Raw genomic sequence first — 15,643 nt, 5'->3', positions numbered from 1 at the left:
AGTCGGCGGTCAGCCCCGGTGGGCGATCCGCCCGCCGCCTGCTTGAAAAAGGAGCACCCGGGGTACGGGAACCGGATGCCAGACGTGGGGGAGCTCATCGGCGACCGTTACCGCCTGGTCGACCGGATCGCCGCCGGCGGCATGGGTGAGGTGTGGTGTGCCGTCGACGAGACGCTGAAGCGCACCGTGGCCGTCAAGGTGCTGCACCGCCGGGTCATGACCGACGCGAGCGCCGGTGAGCGCTTCCGGCGCGAGGCGCGGGCCATGGCGGCGCTGCGGCATCCCGGTGTCGCGGAGGTCTACGACTACGGCGAGACCACCCTGCCCGGCGCGTCCGGTCCCGCCTACATCGTCATGGCCTACGTGCAGGGCCAGTCGCTGTCGGAGCGGATCGCGGAGGCCGGTCGCCTCAGCGCCGCCGAGACACTGTCGATCGTCGCGCAGACGGCCCGCGCCCTGCAGGCCGCTCACGACGTCGACGTGGTGCACCGTGACGTCAAGCCGAGCAACCTCGTCATCGAGCCGGACGGGCACGTCGTCCTCGTCGACTTCGGCATCGCGCTGTCCCCGGACGCGGCGGAGTTGACGGCGGCGAACCAGGTCGTGGGCACGGCCCTCTACATGGCGCCGGAGCAGCTGACCAGAAGCGGCGCCATCGGTCCCGCCGTGGACGTCTACGCGCTCGGGTGCGTGGCGTACCACTGCCTCGCCGGCCATCCTCCCTTCGCCGGTGACAATCCTGTGGCCGTGGCGCTGCGCCGCCTGGAGGAGGAGCCGCCGCCGCTGCCCGACGATGTCCCGGCAGCCGTCCGCGACCTGGTCGCCTCGGCCATGGCCCGCAACGCCGGCGACCGGATTCCGACCGCCGGGGCCATGGCCGCCACCGCCGACGCGATCGCGGGATCACCCGGTGCGCGGACCGGTCCTGTGCTCGCGGCTCCGGCCGTGCCCCGAGCCGCCGGCCCCACGACCCGCGCGCTACCGATGGTCGCCGCGCCGCCCGGGCGAGCGGCCGGCCGGCGGCGGGCGGTCGCCGGAATCGGCCTGGCGCTTCTCGCCGCGACGGCCGCCGCCGTGGTGCTCGCTGATCCCGCCGGGTGGTCGCCCGGCCCGTCCGGGGTGCCGACGCCGTCCGTGGTCAGGTCGGATCCGAATTCCGGCGGCGGCGACTCCCCGGGTACGTCGACCCGAGCGCGGAACGCGCCGGCCGACCCGGACGTGACCACGACCACGCCCGCGTCCCGAGGGTCCGAACCCGCGCCCGCCGGCTCCGCGCCGTCGCGCGACGGCGGACCTGCCGCGACATCCGCCACGCCGTCGCGGGCGCCGTCCAGCGCACCGTCGGTGGAGCCGACGGCGGAGTCGACCGGTGAGGCACGTTCCCCGTCCACCTCGCCGTCGGCGCAGGCGACCACCTGACCGTGCCGTCGCCGGGCCCGCGCTACCGCGGTGGGAACACGCAGAACTCGTTGCCGTCGGGGTCGGCCAGCACCACCCAGCTGACGTCGCCCTGGCCGATGTCGATCCGGGTCGCGCCGAGGGTCAGCAGACGGTCGACCTCCGCCTGCTGGTCACCGCCGGCAGGTGGCACGAGGTCGAAGTGCAGTCGCTGCTTGCCCGTCCTCGGCATCAGCGGCGGGCCGCCCCAGGTGATCTTCGGACCGCCGAGCGGTGACTGGATCGCGGTCTCCTCGTCCTGGTCCCAGACCAGCGGCCACCCCAGCGCCTCGCTCCAGAAGTAGCCGACCTTCTGGGTGCCGTCGCAGGCCAGCGCACCGATGAAGCCACAGCCGGCGAGGAAGTTGTTGCCCGGCTCGATGACGTCGAACTCGTTGCCCTCGGGGTCGGCGAGCACCACGTGATCCGCGTCCGGGCCTTGGCCGACGTCGATGTGCCGCGCGCCCAGTTCCAGCGCCCTGGCCACCGTCTGCCGCTGGTCCTCCAGCGAGGTGCTCGTGAGGTCGAAGTGGGACCGGTTCTGGCCGACCTTCTCGCTCCCGTTGGGGAGGAAGCGGATCCGGAACCCGGCGTCGTCGTCGGGCAGGAGCGCGACACCGTCGTGCGGATCGTCGACCAGCTCCCGGCCCAGGACCCCGGACCAGAACCGCGCGAGACGCAGCGGCTGGGTGGCGTCGAAGCTGATCGCGAACAGTTGACACGTCATCCCGTGCTCATCTCCGATCCCGCTGCCGTCGACGGGACCTGCACGAGCCCGTCGAGCGGGAGCCTAGGGGCCGGTCGGCGTCACCCGCACCCGAGTTTCGGCGCCGCCGTCGGTGGTCGTTCCGGGCGCCGGCTCCAGCCGTTCGCGGCTCCGGTCCAGCACGAGACGCCGCGGCCCGCCGCCCCTGTGGGCCGGCCAGCCCGCGGCGACCGCCGCCTGGACCAGTGCCGCCACCAGCCGCGGCGTGACCGGCTCCAGCGCGAAGACCTCGGCCACCCGGTCCGACGGCGCGGTGACGATCGGTCCGAAGTTGAGCCACGGGTCGTCGAAGGCCACGAGGACCTCCAGGCCGGTGCCCCGCCCGGTCGCGGCGTGCCAGACCCGGACGACGACCTGACCGGGGTCGGCGTGACGGACCGTCCACCGGTAGTCGACACCGTCGACGCGAATCCTCCGCCTGCGGGTCCGGGCCATGGGGCGAGGGTAGGCGGTGCCGAAAGGCCGCGCGTCGACGGTCCGGATCGTGTCAGCATGCTCGGATGTCGGATCGCGCACTGAGCTTCGGAATGAGCGCGCAAGCGTACGAACGGTTCCGGCCGGGGTATCCCGCGGCGCTCTTCGACACGGTGCTGACGTACGCGGGTCGGCCGATCCGGACGGCGCTGGAGATCGGCGCCGGGACGGGCAAGGCGACCCGCCTCTTCGCTGGACGCGGAGCGGCGGTCACCGCGACCGAGCCCGACGGGGCCATGCTCGCCGAGCTGCGCAGGCACGTGCCGGCGGGCGTCCGGACCGTGCGGGCCGCGTTCGAGGACCTGCGACCGGACGAGCGCTACGACCTGGTCTACGCGGCCGCCGCGCTGCACTGGACGAAGCCGGAGGGCCGGTGGCCGCGCGTGGCCGCGCTGCTGGAGCCCGGCGGGGTGTTCGCGTCGTTCGGCGGGCCGGTCCGGCTGGCCGACCCGGCGGTGGAGGAGGCGGTTCGCGCGGCCCGGGCGCCGTTCCTGGCGAGCGACGACGTGCCGTCCCCGGACGGGACGCCTCCGGAACAGGACATGCAGTGGCCGGGCACGGAGCTTCAACGGTCCGAGTGGTTCGCCGACGTCCGGCAGTGCGTGATCGAGCGGCGCGAGACGATGACCGCCCGCGACTACGTGGGCCTCCTCTCCACCGTCTCGGCCTATCTCGTCCTGCCGGCTGCGGACCGGGAGGAGGTGTACCGCCGGATCATGCTCGTCCTGCCCGGGACCGTCGAGATCGCCGCCGACATCACCGTTCATCTCGCGCGCCGGCGTGGCGAGCCGTAGTCCCTCGACCAAGGCGAGCGCCCGACCGCAGGTCGTGGCAGGTCGGCCCGCTACCGTTGCCGCTGTGCGGGCGGCGGAGGGCGACACGATCGGCTTCTCGGTGCTCGGCTCCGTCCGGGTCACCCGCGCCGGCGCCGAGCTGCACCTGGGCGCCCGCCAGCAACGCCTCGTGCTCGCGTTGCTCCTGGCCCGGGCCGGTTCCCCGGTCTCGCTGAGCGAGTTGGTCGACCTGCTCTGGGACGAGGAGGCGCCGGCCAGCGCCGCGAACGTCGTGCACCGGCACGTCGGGGCGCTCCGGCGGCTGCTCGAGCCCGGCCTGCCCACCCGGTCGGCGGGCCGGCACATCCTCCGGGACCTCTCGGGCTATCGGCTGCGCGCCGACGAGGAGTCCCTCGACCTGCTGGCGTTCCGGTCGCTGAGCCGACTCGCGGGCCACCGCCTGCGGGACGGCGACCCGGAGGCGGCGCTGCGGCATTCCCTCGACGGGCTGCGGCTGTGGCGCGGCCGGTGCGCCGCCGGCCTGGAACCTGCCTCCCGTCGGCATCCGGCGTTCCTCGCCGTGGAGGCCGAACGCGTCCAGGCGGTGCGCGAGGCCGCCGACGCCGCCGAGCGCTGCGGCCGGCTGGGCGCGGTGCTGGCGCCGTTGCGGCGGGCCGCCGAGCAGCACCCGCTCGACGAGTCGCTGCACAGCCGGTTGCTGCTGGCGCTCGCCGCCGACGGCCGCCAGGCCGAAGCCGTCGAGACGTACCGGCTGGTGCGCCGCCGGCTCGCCGACGACCTGGGCATCGATCCGGGCGAGGAGCTGCGGGAGGCGTACGACCGGCTGCTGCACCAGCGCATCCGGCCGGTGCGTACCGGGTCGGCGCCGTCCCTTCCCCGGCCCGCGCAGCTGCCGCCGGACCTGCCCTTCTTCAGCGGCCGGGACGACCTCATCGCCGAGGCCCGCGCCGCGGTCGCGCGCCCGGGCGGGCCGGCGGTGCTCGCGATCGACGGCATGCCCGGGATCGGCAAGACGGCCCTCGCGGTCCACCTCGCCCACGGGTTCGCCGCGGCCTACCCCGACGGGCAGCTCTATGTCGACCTGCGCGGATACGACGGGCGGGAGCCGGCGATGAGCCCCGCGGAGGCGCTGCGCGGCTTCCTCGGCTCCCTCGGGGTGCCCCAGGAGGGCATCCCGGCCGAGCTGCACGCCCAGGCGGGCATGTACCGCAGCAGCCTTGCCGGCCGGCGCATGGTGATCGTGCTCGACAACTGCCGGGACGCCGAGCAGATCCGGCACCTGCTGCCGGGTGGCCCCGGCTGCCTCGTGATCGTCACCAGCCGCAGCCGGCTCAGCATCCTGCTGACCACGGCCGGCGCACACCCGTTGCCGGTCGGCCTGCCGAGCGTCGAGGAGGCCCGCGCGGCGCTCGTACGGCCGCTCGGCGCCGGCCGCCTCGCGGCGGCCCCGGCCGCGATCGACGCCATCATCGCCAGCTGCGGGCGGCTTCCGCTCGCGCTGGCCGTGGTGGCGGCCCGCGCGGCCACCCGGCCGGGGACGCCACCGGCGCAGATCGCCGCGGAGCTGGCCCGCGCGCCCGGGAGCCTGGACGGGTTCGACGGCGACGACCCGCAGACCGGCCTGCGTGCCGTCTTCTCCTGGTCCTACGAGGCGCTCTCCGCCCCGGCCGCCCGGCTCTTCCGGCTGCTGCCGGTCCATCCCGGCCCCGACATCTCGACCGCCGCGGCGGCGGGCCTGGCCGGCGTCCCGCTGCGGACCGCGCGGGCACTGCTCGGCGAGTTGAGCCGCGCGCACCTGGTCAGCGAGGACCTGCCGGACCGCTACCGCACCCACGACCTGCTGCGGGCCTATGCCGCCGAGCTCGGCGAGGAGAACGACGGCCCCGCCGAGCGCGCCGCCGCGGAGCTGCGCTGCCTGGAGTTCTACCGGGCCACCAGCTACCAGGCGCACCGGTGGCTGCTGACCTCCGAGCACCATCCGCTGATCGAGCCGGGGCCTGGCGAGACACCGCTGCGCTTCGCCGGGCACGGCGACGCCATGCGCTGGTTCACCGCCGAGCGGCAGGTCCTGACCGCGCTGGTCCGTCGGGCCGCCCGGCAGGGCCGGCACACCGAGGCCTGGCAGCTCGCCCTGGGCATGCAGCACTTCTTCGACCGCAGCGGCCGCTGGGCCGACTGGACGGCGACCGGCGAGGTGGCCCTCGATGCGGCCCGGGCCGGCGGGGACCTGATCGGCCAGGCCCGGATGCACCGCAGCCTGGCCGGGGCGGCCTATTTCCGGCACGAGCACGAGATCGCCGTCGGGCATCTCGACCGGGCGCTGGAGCTGCTCGCCCGGCTCGGCCTGCACGGCGAGATGACCCGGGCCGGGATCAACCGGGCCATGATCCTCAGCGCGCAGGGGCGGCACGCGGAGGTCGTCCGGGCGCTGTCCGCCGTGCTGGAGTCGTGGACGGCCGGAGACGACAAGCTGCTCGCCGACGTCCTGGTGATCATGGCCGGGAGCTGCGTCGACCTGGGCCGGGAGGACGAGGCCCTGCGCGGCGCCGAGCAGGCGATGGCGCTGTCGCGCGCGGCGCGGTACCGGTTGGGCGTCGCGGAGGCGTGGGAGGTGCTCGGCCGGGTGCATGCCGCCCGCCGGGAGCCCGGGAAGGCCGTCGACTGCTGGCGCGAGGCGGCCGTCGCCTACCAGGAGGCCTCGGCCGCGGCGCCGGCCGCGGAGGTGCTGGCGCTGGTCGGCGACGCCCTCGCCGCCGGCGGAGACCAGGACGCCGCGGTACGCGCGTGGCAGGAGGCGCTGGCCCTGATCCCGTACGCGCAGAGCCGCACCGGCCGGCGGCTGGCCGGCCTGCTCGCGGCGCTCACGCCGGGTTCGTGACCGATCGCGGTCGGCGACGGCACTCGATCCGCACTCACGGATCAGTCCATCGGCATCGCTCGTCCCTAGGCTCGGGCCTCATTCACCGCTGCTCCTGCCTGTGGGGAGACATCGTGCTACGGGCACCCCTGGAATCACCGGCCGGCCGGGCCGAGCGCATGACCGCGCTGCACGCGGACCACGCCCGCGCGGTGCTGCGTCTCCTGCTCGTGCTGACCCGAGGCCAGCGGCAGACCGCCGAGGACCTGCTCCAGGAGACGCTGCTGCGCGCGTGGCGGCACCTCGACTCGGTGCCCGTCGAGCCCGATGCCGCCCGCCGGTGGCTCCTCACCGTCGCCCGGCGCCTCGTCATCGACGGCGTCCGTTTGCGCCGGGGTCGCCCGGCCGAGGTCCATCTCGTCGACATGACCTGGATTCCGGCGGGTGACGACACCACCGGCACCGCGCTCGCCGCGTACGCCATCCGCCACGCGCTCGGCCGGCTGAGCCCGGCGCAGCGCAGCCTGCTCTCCGAGGTGTATCTGGTGGGGCGGTCACCGGAGGAGGTCGCGGGCCGGCTGGGAGTGCCGATCGGCACGGTCAAGTCGCGGACCCACTACGCGCTGCGCGCCCTGCGCACCGGCCTCGACGCGGCCTGATCGGGAATGCGCCGCCGGACGGTGAGTCGGAGGTCACATCCCCGCGGCGCGCCCGTCCCGGGGCGCCGGCCCTGCGCTGCTATGACGGGCGTGGCAACCAGCCCTGTCCGGCGCGCACCGGGATGACCGGCCCCCTCTCCTTCGCCGTGCTCGGCCCGGTCCGGGCCTGGCGCGGCCGTTCCGAGATCGACCTGGGCACCCGGCAGCAGCGGCTCGTCCTGGCGTTGCTGCTCGCCCGGCCCGGCGGCGCGGTCAGCGTCACCGAACTCGTCGACCTGCTCTGGCCGTCCGAACCCCCGCCCAGCGCGGTGAACGTCGTGCACCGGCACGTTGGGATGCTCCGGCGGCGCTTCGAGCCGGGCCTGCCGACGCGGGCAGCGGGCTCGGTGCTGATCCGCGACGGCGCGGAATACCGGCTGCGGATCGACGAGGCGTCCCTCGACCTGCTGCGTTTCCGCCACCTCGTCGCCCGGGCCGGTGGCGGCTCCGGCGAGCCCGCCGTGGAGCTCTACCGGGAGGCGCTGGCCCTGTGGCGGGACCGGTGCGCCTCGGACCTGCGGGCCGATGGTCCGGCTCACCCGGAGTTCGTCGCCGTCGACGGTGAGCGGGCCGCGGCCGTCCGGGCGGCGACCGACGCGGCCCTGCGGGCCGGGCGCGTCCACACGGTGCTGCCCGCGATCCGGCTGGCCGCCGAACACGAGCCGCTGGACGAGGCACTGCGGGCGCGGCTGCTGCTGGCGCTCGCCGCGGACGGCCGGCGAGCCGAGGCCCTCGCGGCGTACGCCGACGTCGAGCGCCGGCTCGCCGACGAGCTGGGCATCCGGCCGGGCGCCGACCTGCGCGCGGCCCGGGACAGCCTGCTCGACCACGACGTGCCGGGCGACGGCTCCCGGCCGGGGCGCGGCGTCGGACCGGCGGTCCTCGGGCCCGCAGCGGCGCCCGGCGGCGCGGAGGCCGACCTCTGGCCGGACCTGCCGCAGTCGGGCCGGGCCGAGCCGCCGGCGCAGTTGCCGGCCGACCACCCCTACTTCGCCGGCCGGCGGGGTGTCGTCGCGGCCGCGGCGGAGCTGCTGGCCGGAGGCCGGAAGCCCACCGCGTTGGTGATCGACGGCATGCCGGGCGTCGGGAAGACCACCCTCGCGGTGCGCCTGGCCCACCTGCTGGCCGGCCGCTACCCCGATGGGCAGCTGCACGCGGACCTGCGCGGTTTCGACTCCGGCGGCACGGCGATGCCACCGACGGAGGCGCTGCGCGGCTTCCTGTGGTCCCTCGGGGTCGCGCCGGCCGCCATCCCGGCCGAGCCGCACGCCCAGGCCGGCCTCTACCGCAGCCTCCTGGCCGAGCGCCGGATGCTGATCCTGCTCGACAACTGCCGCGACTGGGACCAGGTCCGGCACCTGCTGCCCGGCGCCGGGGGCAGTCTCGTCATCGCCACCAGCCGCCGCCGGGTCACCGGCGTGGGCGGCCCGGCCGGCGCCCACCCGCTGCACCTCGACCCACTGACCGACGCCGAGGCCCGGGAGCTGCTCACCCGCTGGCTCGGCGACGCGGCGGCCGCCGACCCGGCCGCCGTCGACGAGATCGTCGCGCGGTGCGGCGGGCTGCCGCTGGCCCTGGCGCTGGTCGCCACCCGCACCCTGGGCCGGCCCGGGCTCACCCTGCACGCGGTCGCCGGTGAGCTGGCCGGCGCCGAGGGCCGGCTGGCCGGCTTCGGGGACGCGCACGCCGATCTGGAGAGGGCCTTCTCCTGGTCCTACCGGGCCCTGACGCCCGAGGCGGCGCGGCTCTTCCGGCTGCTGCCCCTGCACCCGACCGGCGAGCTGAGCACGGAAGCCGCGGCCGCCCTGGGCGGCCTGTCCCCGCGCGTCGCCCGGGGCCTGCTCGCCGAGCTCGGGGCGCAGCTGCTCATCCAGCCCGGCGACGGTCGGTGGCGGATGCATGGTCTGCTGCGCGCCTACGCCGTGGAGCTCGGGGAGGAGCAGGACGACCCGGCCGAGCGCGCCGCGGCCGTCGAGCGGGTCCACGACCAGCACCGGCTCAGCGCGTAGGCGGCGCACCCGCCCCGCCCCGCTGCCGGTGACCCCGGACGCGGCGCCGGTGGGCGGCGCGTCCGGGGCCGTTCTCAGTACCGGTAGGCGCGGATGATGGTCTGCTTGACCGTGTTGCCCCCGGTGTCCGCCGCAGCGGCCCGCAGCGAGACGAAGCCGGTGCCGGCCGGGTTGCGCACCCAGGCGACCGCCTTCTCGCCGGACCGCTGGACGGTCAGCCGCTGCCACGTCTGACCGTCGTCGAACGACGCCTCGACGGTCAGGGTCCTGGTCCGGCCCGGCGCCGCCCCGATCTGACGGTCCAGCGAGACCGGGATCGCGAACATCCGGTCCGCCGGCGCCCGGTTGTCGATGTCGAGTTCCGGGGAGAACCGGATCGCCGTCATCGGCAGCTTCACCAGATCGCCGTCGCCCACGTGCGCCGACGTGAAGGTCCACTCCGCGTCGACCACGGTGGACAGGGTGAACGCCGGGTCGCTGCGGAAGGTCGCGGCCAGGCGGTAGTCACCCTTCTCCGCGGGCACGTTCCACACCCAGGGCACCTGGTTCGCGTCGCCGACCTTGACCCCGTCGCGGTAGAGGCTGACGTCCACGCTGCCGCCGCGGGGATGCCGGAAGCCCATGTGCCCGCTGCCGTCGCCGTGCAGCGGCCCCGGCCCGCCCAGGACGTCACCCCAGTAGCGGGTGGCGAACTGCTGGCCGAAGTTCGGCTCCGGGAAGACCGGCCCGGCCACCCCGTTGGCCCACTTCACGTCGTACGTGCGCCCGGGCCGGAAGCTGGTCCACGGCGACTCGTAGTACGTGTACCGCAGCTGCGACGAGGTCGACTGCCAGACCGCCTTCTTGTCCTGGTTGTAGTACTCGGTGATGGTCCCCGGCGCGTCGTAGCTGAAGCTCGGCGGGATGTTGCGCTCGTCCCGGTAGATGGGGGAGTTGCCGGGCGCGTGCGCGACTGCGGTCCGCGAGACCGGCACGCCGGCCACGTCCGCGCTGACCCGGGAGCGGACCGTGGCGAAGTCGTCCGGGCGCAGCCTGCGGGTCAGCCCGGTCATCATCCTCTCCGGCTCGTAGAAGTAGACCCGGTAGACGTACGGGCTGTTGTGCAGGCTGCCGTCCTCGGCCACCTGACCCCAGATCCCGTTGACGTAGGAAACGAAGCCGGGCGTCCTGCCGGACCCGATCTGGGCGGTCCGCACGTGGTCGAGGGGAAGGCCCATCACCACGCCGAACGGGTCGTTGCTGCCCCAGATCTGCGGCTGCTCGGTCCGGATCGTCCAGCCGAACTCCTGGTGGACCGCGGTGGCCTTCGGGTTCGGCACCGTCACCGTGACCGGCTTCGCCAGGCGGGCGTCCATGGTGAGCGACTGGTCCGTCGTGAGGTCGAGGCTCGGGCGCATCAGCGAGGTGACGTCCGGGAGGAACGGGTCACCGGTCAGCAGGTAGGTCTGGACCAGGTAGCGGCCCGCGCGTACCCGGTACGTGGTGGTCGTGGGGTCGTCGAACACCATGGTGGTCTGCCGGTCCAGGTCGGTGAGGAGGGTCACCCAGCCCTGCTCTGCCGTGGGCGCGCCGCCGTCCGGCCCGACGAGCTTGAGGCTCAGCCGGTGACGGGCGACGTCGAGCGCGACCGGGGTCTGCACCTGCACGCCGTCGCCGGTGGCGGTCACCTCACCGCCGAAGTAGTGGTCGGGCAGGCCGGCGCCGGCCTGGACGGTGACGGTCACGGTGGCCGTGCCGCCGGCCGGGACCGTCACCGAGGAGGCGTCGAGGCCGAACAGGCCGGCCGGCGCCGGGGCGCCGTCAGCGTCCCTGGCGTCGAGGGAGAGCGCCAGGGTGAGGGCCGAGGAGCCGCTGTTCGCGTACGTGATCGTGTGCTGCTGCGCGGTCGTGGTCCGCTCGAAGGCGACGCTGACCGGGTCGGTCGTGACGGTCTGCCGGGTCGCCCGGGCGACGTCGAGGAAGCCCGCGCCCTGCTCGTAGACACCGATGGTGGCGCTCGGCCGCGCGGCCGCCATCAGCGTGGACTTGATCCGCTCGGGCGTCCAGTCCGGGTGCTGCTGGGTCAGGATCGCCGCCGCGCCGGCCACGTGCGGAGTCGCCATGGAGGTGCCGTTGAGGCTGGTGTACTGCGGGTTCTCGTCGTTCGGCCACAGGTCGGAGGTCGAGCTGCGGGCGGCGAGGATGCCGACGCCGGGCGCGGTGACGTCCGGCTTGACGCCGGCGTCGCCGCTGCGCGGGCCCCGGCTGGAGAACTCGGCCAGCTCGCCCGTCTTGGTCACGGCGCCCACGGTCAGCGCCTCGTCCACGCTGCCGGGCGAGTTCACCGTGGACTCGCCGGCCTCGCCGTCGTTGCCCGCGGCGACGACGAAGAGGACGCCGTAGCGGTGGGTGAGGTCGGCCAGGGCGGCCTCGATGGGGTCGGTCTCCGGGCTGTCCGTGCCGCCGAGGCTCATGTTGGCGACCTTGACGCCCTGCTGCGCCGCCCAGGTCATGCCGGCCAGGATCGCCGACTCCGGGCAGCCCACCTCGGTGCAGACCTTGGCGCTGTAGAGGGTCGCGTCCGGCGCCATGCCCTTGAACCGGCCCTGCGACGCGGCCGCGGTGCCGGCGATGGTGGAGGCGACGTGGGTGCCGTGGCCCACCCGGTCGAGTGTGTCCGGGTCGGCCGTGAAGTTCTCCGCGGCGGCGACGCGGCCGGCCAGGTCGGGGTGGGTCTGGTCGACGCCGGTGTCGATCACGCCGACCTTCACCCCCTTACCCGTCCAGCCGGCCTGCCAGGCCTGCGGCGCGCCGGTCAGCGGGACGCTGACGTCGAGGGTGGGGTGGCGCAGCCCGTCGAGCCAGATCTTGTCGAACCCGGCCCGCAGCCGCCGCTCGGTGCCACCGGCGGAGGACGTGAGGTCGTTCCAGAAGGAGACCGCCTCCGCGCGGCTCTCCGCGACGGCGCTGGCTCCGGAGAGCTGCCTGGTGGTCCGGGCGCCGGCGAGGCCGGCGGGGGCCGCGCCACCGTGCTGGACGATGAGCGGCAGGGTGGCCCGGGTGTCGTCGTAGCCGAAGCCGACCAGCGTCGAGACGTCGAAGAGCCGCTCGTCGAGCTTGCCCCGGTTGAGCAGGCCGACGGCGTCGGCGGGGATGACCCGCACGTCCTCGCCGGCGCTGTGGGTGATGAACGGGATCCGTTCCCGTCCCTTGCCCGGAACGACGTCGACCGTCGTCCGGCCGTTCACGGTGCCGAGGTGGACGACGTCGCCGGTGACCAGAGTGACGGTCCGGGGCTTGGACGCGACCGCGGGTGGGGTCGTCGGCTTCGCGGCCCGGGGCTGCGCCGACGCGGGTGTACCGCCCGGAGCAGCCATCGAGACGCCCAGCACCACCAGTGCCAGCGCCGATAATGTGCGAACTGAACGCATGATTCTCCCTGGATGAACGCGAGAGGTATCCGGGTGCTCCGGACGTGACGTCGGGGTGAAAGTTCATCCGAGTGACCTGGGTCACATCTTCTGGTTGCCGCGAGGGAAGGCCGGCGGGGGTCGGCGGCGACGATCGTCGTTCGGTCTAATGGGGAAATGCGCGTCCTGGTCGTCTCCGCGCCGTTGCAGGGGCACATGCTGCCGCTGGTCCCGCTCGCCCTCGCCTGGCGGGACGCCGGCCACGAGGTGCTGGTCGCGAGCGGCGGCGACGCGCTCACCGTCGACCTCGGCGGCCTGGCGGCGTACGACGTCGCGCCGGGCTTCGCGTTCGGGCGGATCGCCGGCCGGGTGCTCCTGCGACATCCGCTGCTGGCCCGACGGGAACTGGCCGGGCGTGCGGGCACCGCGGTCGTCGGTGAGCTGTTCGGCACCGCGAACGCCACGTTCGTGGACGCGGTGGTCGCGCTGGCCCGGCGGGAGCGGCCCGACCTGGTCGTCTACGAGCCGCTGGGCGTGGCCGGGGGAGTCGCCGCCGAGCGCGTCGGGGTCCCCGGCGTCGTGCAGGAGAACAACCTGTTCCGCGCCGGCGATCTCGTCGCGGCCGTGGCGGCGAGCGGACCGATGAGGCGGCACCGGATCGGCGCGCCGGCGGCCACGATCACCGTGTCACCGCCCAGCCTGACCGGGCCGAGACCCGGACTGGCCATGCGGGCGGTGCCCTACTCGGGCGGCGGAGAGGTGCCGGACTGGCTGCGGAGCGCCGGGGAGCGACCGCGGATCATCGTGAGCCGCAGCACCGTCGCGGGTCCGGGCGGCGGCGACCCGACGGCGGCGATCATCGCGGCCGCGCCCGCCGTGGACGCCGACATCGTGCTCGTCCGGCCGCCCGGCCGGCTGCCGCGGCTGCCGGAGAACGTCCGGACGGTCGGCCGCGTGCCGCTCGACCGGGTGCTCCCGTACGCGACGGCGTACCTGCACCACGGCGGGGCGGGCAGCGTGCTGGGCGGTCTGGCGGCGGGCGTGCCGCAACTCGTGGTGCCGGGGCCGGGCGACCGGCGGCACAACGCCGAGGCGGTGGCGCGGCGGGGCGCCGGTCTCGCCGTGAGGGCCCGGGCCATCACGCCGGAGGTCCTGAACCGGCTCGTCACCGACGCGTCGCTCGCGGAGGCGGCGCGCGCGGTACGCGACGAGATGGCCGCCATGCCGCTGCCCTCCGACGTGGTGCCCGAACTGACCGCCCTCCGCCGGTGATTCCCGGAGGCTGCGCTGGCAGGAGTGGGTTCCGGCGGGCCACGCAGCGCTAGGGTCAGCGCGATGACCGACCGCCCCCTGCTCTTCCTCGACGTCGACGGACCGCTCATTCCATTCGGCGGGGACCGGCCCACCCCGGTCGCCGGGACGGGCAACCCACTGCTGGCCCGCCTGGATCCCCGGCACGGCACGCGGCTCTGGGCGTTGCCCTGCGATCTGGTCTGGGCGACGACCTGGCTGGCGGAGGCCAACGACGTCGTGGGCCGACGCCTCGGCCTGCCCGATCTGCCGGTGGTCGAATGGCCGGAGGCCGACGGGGCGGCGGACGGCCTGCATTGGAAGACCCGGGCCCTGCACGACTGGGCGGCGGGGCGACCCTTCGTCTGGGTGGACGACGAGATCCGCGCGACCGACGGCGCCTGGCTGGCGGCACACCATCCGGCGCCGGTCCTCGCCTACCGGGTGGATCCCCGGCGGGGCCTCACCGACGCGGACTACGCGGCTATCCGGGACTGGCTCACCGGATGACGCGGGGCCCCGCGCGCCTGCGGGGCCCCGCGTGGCCTCAGCGGCCCTGGAGAGTCCTGACGTTGTCGCCGAAGGTCCAGCCCTTCGAGCCGTCCCAGTTGACCGACCAGGTCATCAGCCCCTTGAGGCCGCCCCGGTAGGTGTTCCACGCCTGCGCCACCAGCGACGGGCCCATGTAGCCGCCGCCGGCCCCGGTCTGCGCCGGCAGGCCGGGAACCTGCTTGTCGTACGGGACGCGGATGGTGGTGCCCTGCACGACCAGGCCGGTGTTGAGGCAGTCGGTCTGGACGACGAAGCCCTGCACGGTTCCGGCCGGGTAAGAGTCGCCGGCGCAGCCGTACATGGAGCCGTTGTAGTACTGCATGTTCAGCCACCAGAGCCGGCCGTTGTCGGCGTACTTCTTGATGATCGGCAGGTACGCGCCCCAGATCGAGCCGTAGGTGACGCTGCCCCCGGTGACGTACGCGGTCTCCGGGGCCATGGTGAGCCCGAAGCCGGCGGGCATCTGCGCCAGCACGCCGTCGATGATCCGCACCAGGTTGGCCTGGGAGGTGGAGAGCTGGGTGATGTTCCCGCTGCCGGTCAGCCCGGTCTCGATGTCGATGTCGATGCCGTCGAAGTTGTACCGCTTGAGGATCGGCACGACGGTGGCGACGAACCGGTCGGCGACGGCGCTGGAGCCGAGGTCGATGCCGGCGGCCGCGCCGCCGATCGAGAGCAGGACGGTCAGGCCGGCGGCCTTGGCCTGGCACACCTCGGCCGGGGTGGGCACCTTGACGCCGGCGTCCATGCCGTCCTCCCAGAGCACGGTGCCGTCGGAGCGGATCACCGGGAACGCGGCGGTGACCACGTTGTAGCCGTGGGCGGTGATCCGGGAGTCGGTGATCGGGATCCAGCCCATGCCGGGGTGCACGCCGTTGGCCGCGCCGTCCCAGTTCTCCCAGTAGCCCTGGAGCACCTTGCCGGCGGGCCGCGACTTCAGGGCGCAGGTGGTCCCGCCGGGCGGCGGCGTGGTCGGGGTGGGGGTGGGCGTCGCCGTGGGGGAGGGGGAGGTGGTGGGCGTGGGGGTGGGCGAGGGCGGCTTCGTGGTGGGGGTCGGTGACGGGGTGCCGGCGCCGCAGGCGCCGAGGTCGCTCCAGAGCGCCGGTGTGGCCGGTGGGGTCCAGCCCGCGCCGGCCGGCGGCGTGTGGGTGACCAGCGCCTGGTAGAGCCGGTTGGCGTAGGTGGCCCGGCTGCCCGCGGTCCAGGTCACCCCCTCGGCCCAGGCCGGCACGCCCGCGCAGGAGACCAGCGCGGTCTCCGCGGCGGAGGCGGCCAGGCCGGTGGCGGCCGGCAGGGCGGTGGGTACGGCGAGCAGCAGGGCGCCGCCGAGCACGGCGGTCAGCCGTCGTCGAAGTCGCATGACATACCTCCTCATCG

General features: G+C 75.0%; 11 protein-coding genes. 7 read left to right on the top strand and 4 right to left on the bottom strand.

All coding sequences use genetic code 11. The features are described 5' to 3' along the window. Positions 1-84: 84 nt before the first annotated feature. Positions 85-1,419: a protein kinase gene (locus NLX85_RS16130; protein WP_374628095.1), complete on the top strand. Its 1,335-nt coding sequence runs from the start codon at positions 85-87 to the stop codon at positions 1,417-1,419. A 22-nt stretch (positions 1,420-1,441) separates the two neighbouring features. Here the strand turns inward: NLX85_RS16130 and NLX85_RS16125 are convergent, their stop codons facing one another. Then, positions 1,442-2,164, bottom strand: a complete 723-nt coding sequence (locus tag NLX85_RS16125) for a VOC family protein (RefSeq protein ID WP_254335839.1) — start codon at positions 2,162-2,164, stop codon at positions 1,442-1,444. A gap of 63 nt (positions 2,165-2,227) precedes the next feature. Further along, the gene (locus NLX85_RS16120) at positions 2,228-2,638 is read right to left on the bottom strand and encodes a hypothetical protein (RefSeq protein ID WP_254335837.1); all 411 of its coding nucleotides are present in this window, start codon (positions 2,636-2,638) and stop codon (positions 2,228-2,230) included. A gap of 65 nt (positions 2,639-2,703) precedes the next feature. On the opposite strand from NLX85_RS16120, the gene NLX85_RS16115 reads away from it, so the two are divergent. The 4 genes from NLX85_RS16115 (at position 2,704) to NLX85_RS16100 (ending at position 9,035) form a co-directional block, all read left to right on the top strand. Beyond that, positions 2,704-3,471 (top strand): trans-aconitate 2-methyltransferase, encoded by a 768-nt coding sequence (locus NLX85_RS16115; RefSeq protein WP_254335835.1) that lies wholly within the window; start codon positions 2,704-2,706, stop codon positions 3,469-3,471. A 64-nt stretch (positions 3,472-3,535) separates the two neighbouring features. After that, entirely contained in the window at positions 3,536-6,349 is a 2,814-nt protein-coding gene (locus tag NLX85_RS16110) for a BTAD domain-containing putative transcriptional regulator (RefSeq protein ID WP_254335833.1), read from the top strand. A 113-nt stretch (positions 6,350-6,462) separates the two neighbouring features. Continuing rightward, on the top strand, positions 6,463-6,987 hold the full coding sequence (locus NLX85_RS16105; protein ID WP_254335831.1) for a sigma-70 family RNA polymerase sigma factor: 525 nt from the start codon (positions 6,463-6,465) through the stop codon (positions 6,985-6,987). Positions 6,988-7,109: 122 nt separating this feature from the next. Continuing rightward, entirely contained in the window at positions 7,110-9,035 is a 1,926-nt protein-coding gene (locus NLX85_RS16100) for a BTAD domain-containing putative transcriptional regulator (RefSeq protein ID WP_254335829.1), read from the top strand. 74 nt (positions 9,036-9,109) lie between these two features. On the opposite strand, the gene NLX85_RS16095 is transcribed toward NLX85_RS16100, so the two are convergent. Next, positions 9,110-12,445 (bottom strand): S8 family serine peptidase, encoded by a 3,336-nt coding sequence (locus NLX85_RS16095; RefSeq protein ID WP_254335827.1) that lies wholly within the window; start codon positions 12,443-12,445, stop codon positions 9,110-9,112. 156 nt (positions 12,446-12,601) lie between these two features. Here NLX85_RS16095 and NLX85_RS16090 point away from each other — a divergent pair, with 156 nt between their 5' ends. Further along, positions 12,602-13,696: a nucleotide disphospho-sugar-binding domain-containing protein gene (locus tag NLX85_RS16090; RefSeq protein ID WP_254335825.1), complete on the top strand. Its 1,095-nt coding sequence runs from the start codon at positions 12,602-12,604 to the stop codon at positions 13,694-13,696. Between the two features lie 63 nt (positions 13,697-13,759). After that, on the top strand, positions 13,760-14,224 hold the full coding sequence (locus NLX85_RS16085) for an HAD domain-containing protein (RefSeq protein ID WP_254335823.1): 465 nt from the start codon (positions 13,760-13,762) through the stop codon (positions 14,222-14,224). Between the two features lie 37 nt (positions 14,225-14,261). On the opposite strand, the gene NLX85_RS16080 is transcribed toward NLX85_RS16085, so the two are convergent. Next, positions 14,262-15,626, bottom strand: a complete 1,365-nt coding sequence (locus tag NLX85_RS16080; protein ID WP_254335821.1) for a glycosyl hydrolase family 18 protein — start codon at positions 15,624-15,626, stop codon at positions 14,262-14,264. Positions 15,627-15,643: the final 17 nt, after the last annotated feature.

The sequence above is a fragment of the Micromonospora sp. A3M-1-15 genome (assembly GCF_024213425.1).
Taxonomy (GTDB): Bacteria; Actinomycetota; Actinomycetes; order Mycobacteriales; family Micromonosporaceae; genus Micromonospora; species Micromonospora chersina.
This window is presented reverse-complemented; position numbering and strand designations above follow the sequence as displayed.

Bases quoted from the DNA above. Each gene is read 5' to 3' on its own strand.
- NLX85_RS16095 (WP_254335827.1), bottom strand. From the start codon at position 12,445: ATGCGTTCAGTTCGCACATTATCGGCGCTGGCACTGGTGGTGCTGGGC.
- NLX85_RS16125 (WP_254335839.1), bottom strand. From the start codon at position 2,164: ATGACGTGTCAACTGTTCGCGATCAGCTTCGACGCCACCCAGCCGCTG.
- NLX85_RS16100 (WP_254335829.1), top strand. From the start codon at position 7,110: ATGACCGGCCCCCTCTCCTTCGCCGTGCTCGGCCCGGTCCGGGCCTGG.
- NLX85_RS16120 (WP_254335837.1), bottom strand. From the start codon at position 2,638: ATGGCCCGGACCCGCAGGCGGAGGATTCGCGTCGACGGTGTCGACTAC.
- NLX85_RS16090 (WP_254335825.1), top strand. From the start codon at position 12,602: ATGCGCGTCCTGGTCGTCTCCGCGCCGTTGCAGGGGCACATGCTGCCG.
- NLX85_RS16080 (WP_254335821.1), bottom strand. From the start codon at position 15,626: ATGCGACTTCGACGACGGCTGACCGCCGTGCTCGGCGGCGCCCTGCTG.
- NLX85_RS16085 (WP_254335823.1), top strand. From the start codon at position 13,760: ATGACCGACCGCCCCCTGCTCTTCCTCGACGTCGACGGACCGCTCATT.
- NLX85_RS16115 (WP_254335835.1), top strand. From the start codon at position 2,704: ATGTCGGATCGCGCACTGAGCTTCGGAATGAGCGCGCAAGCGTACGAA.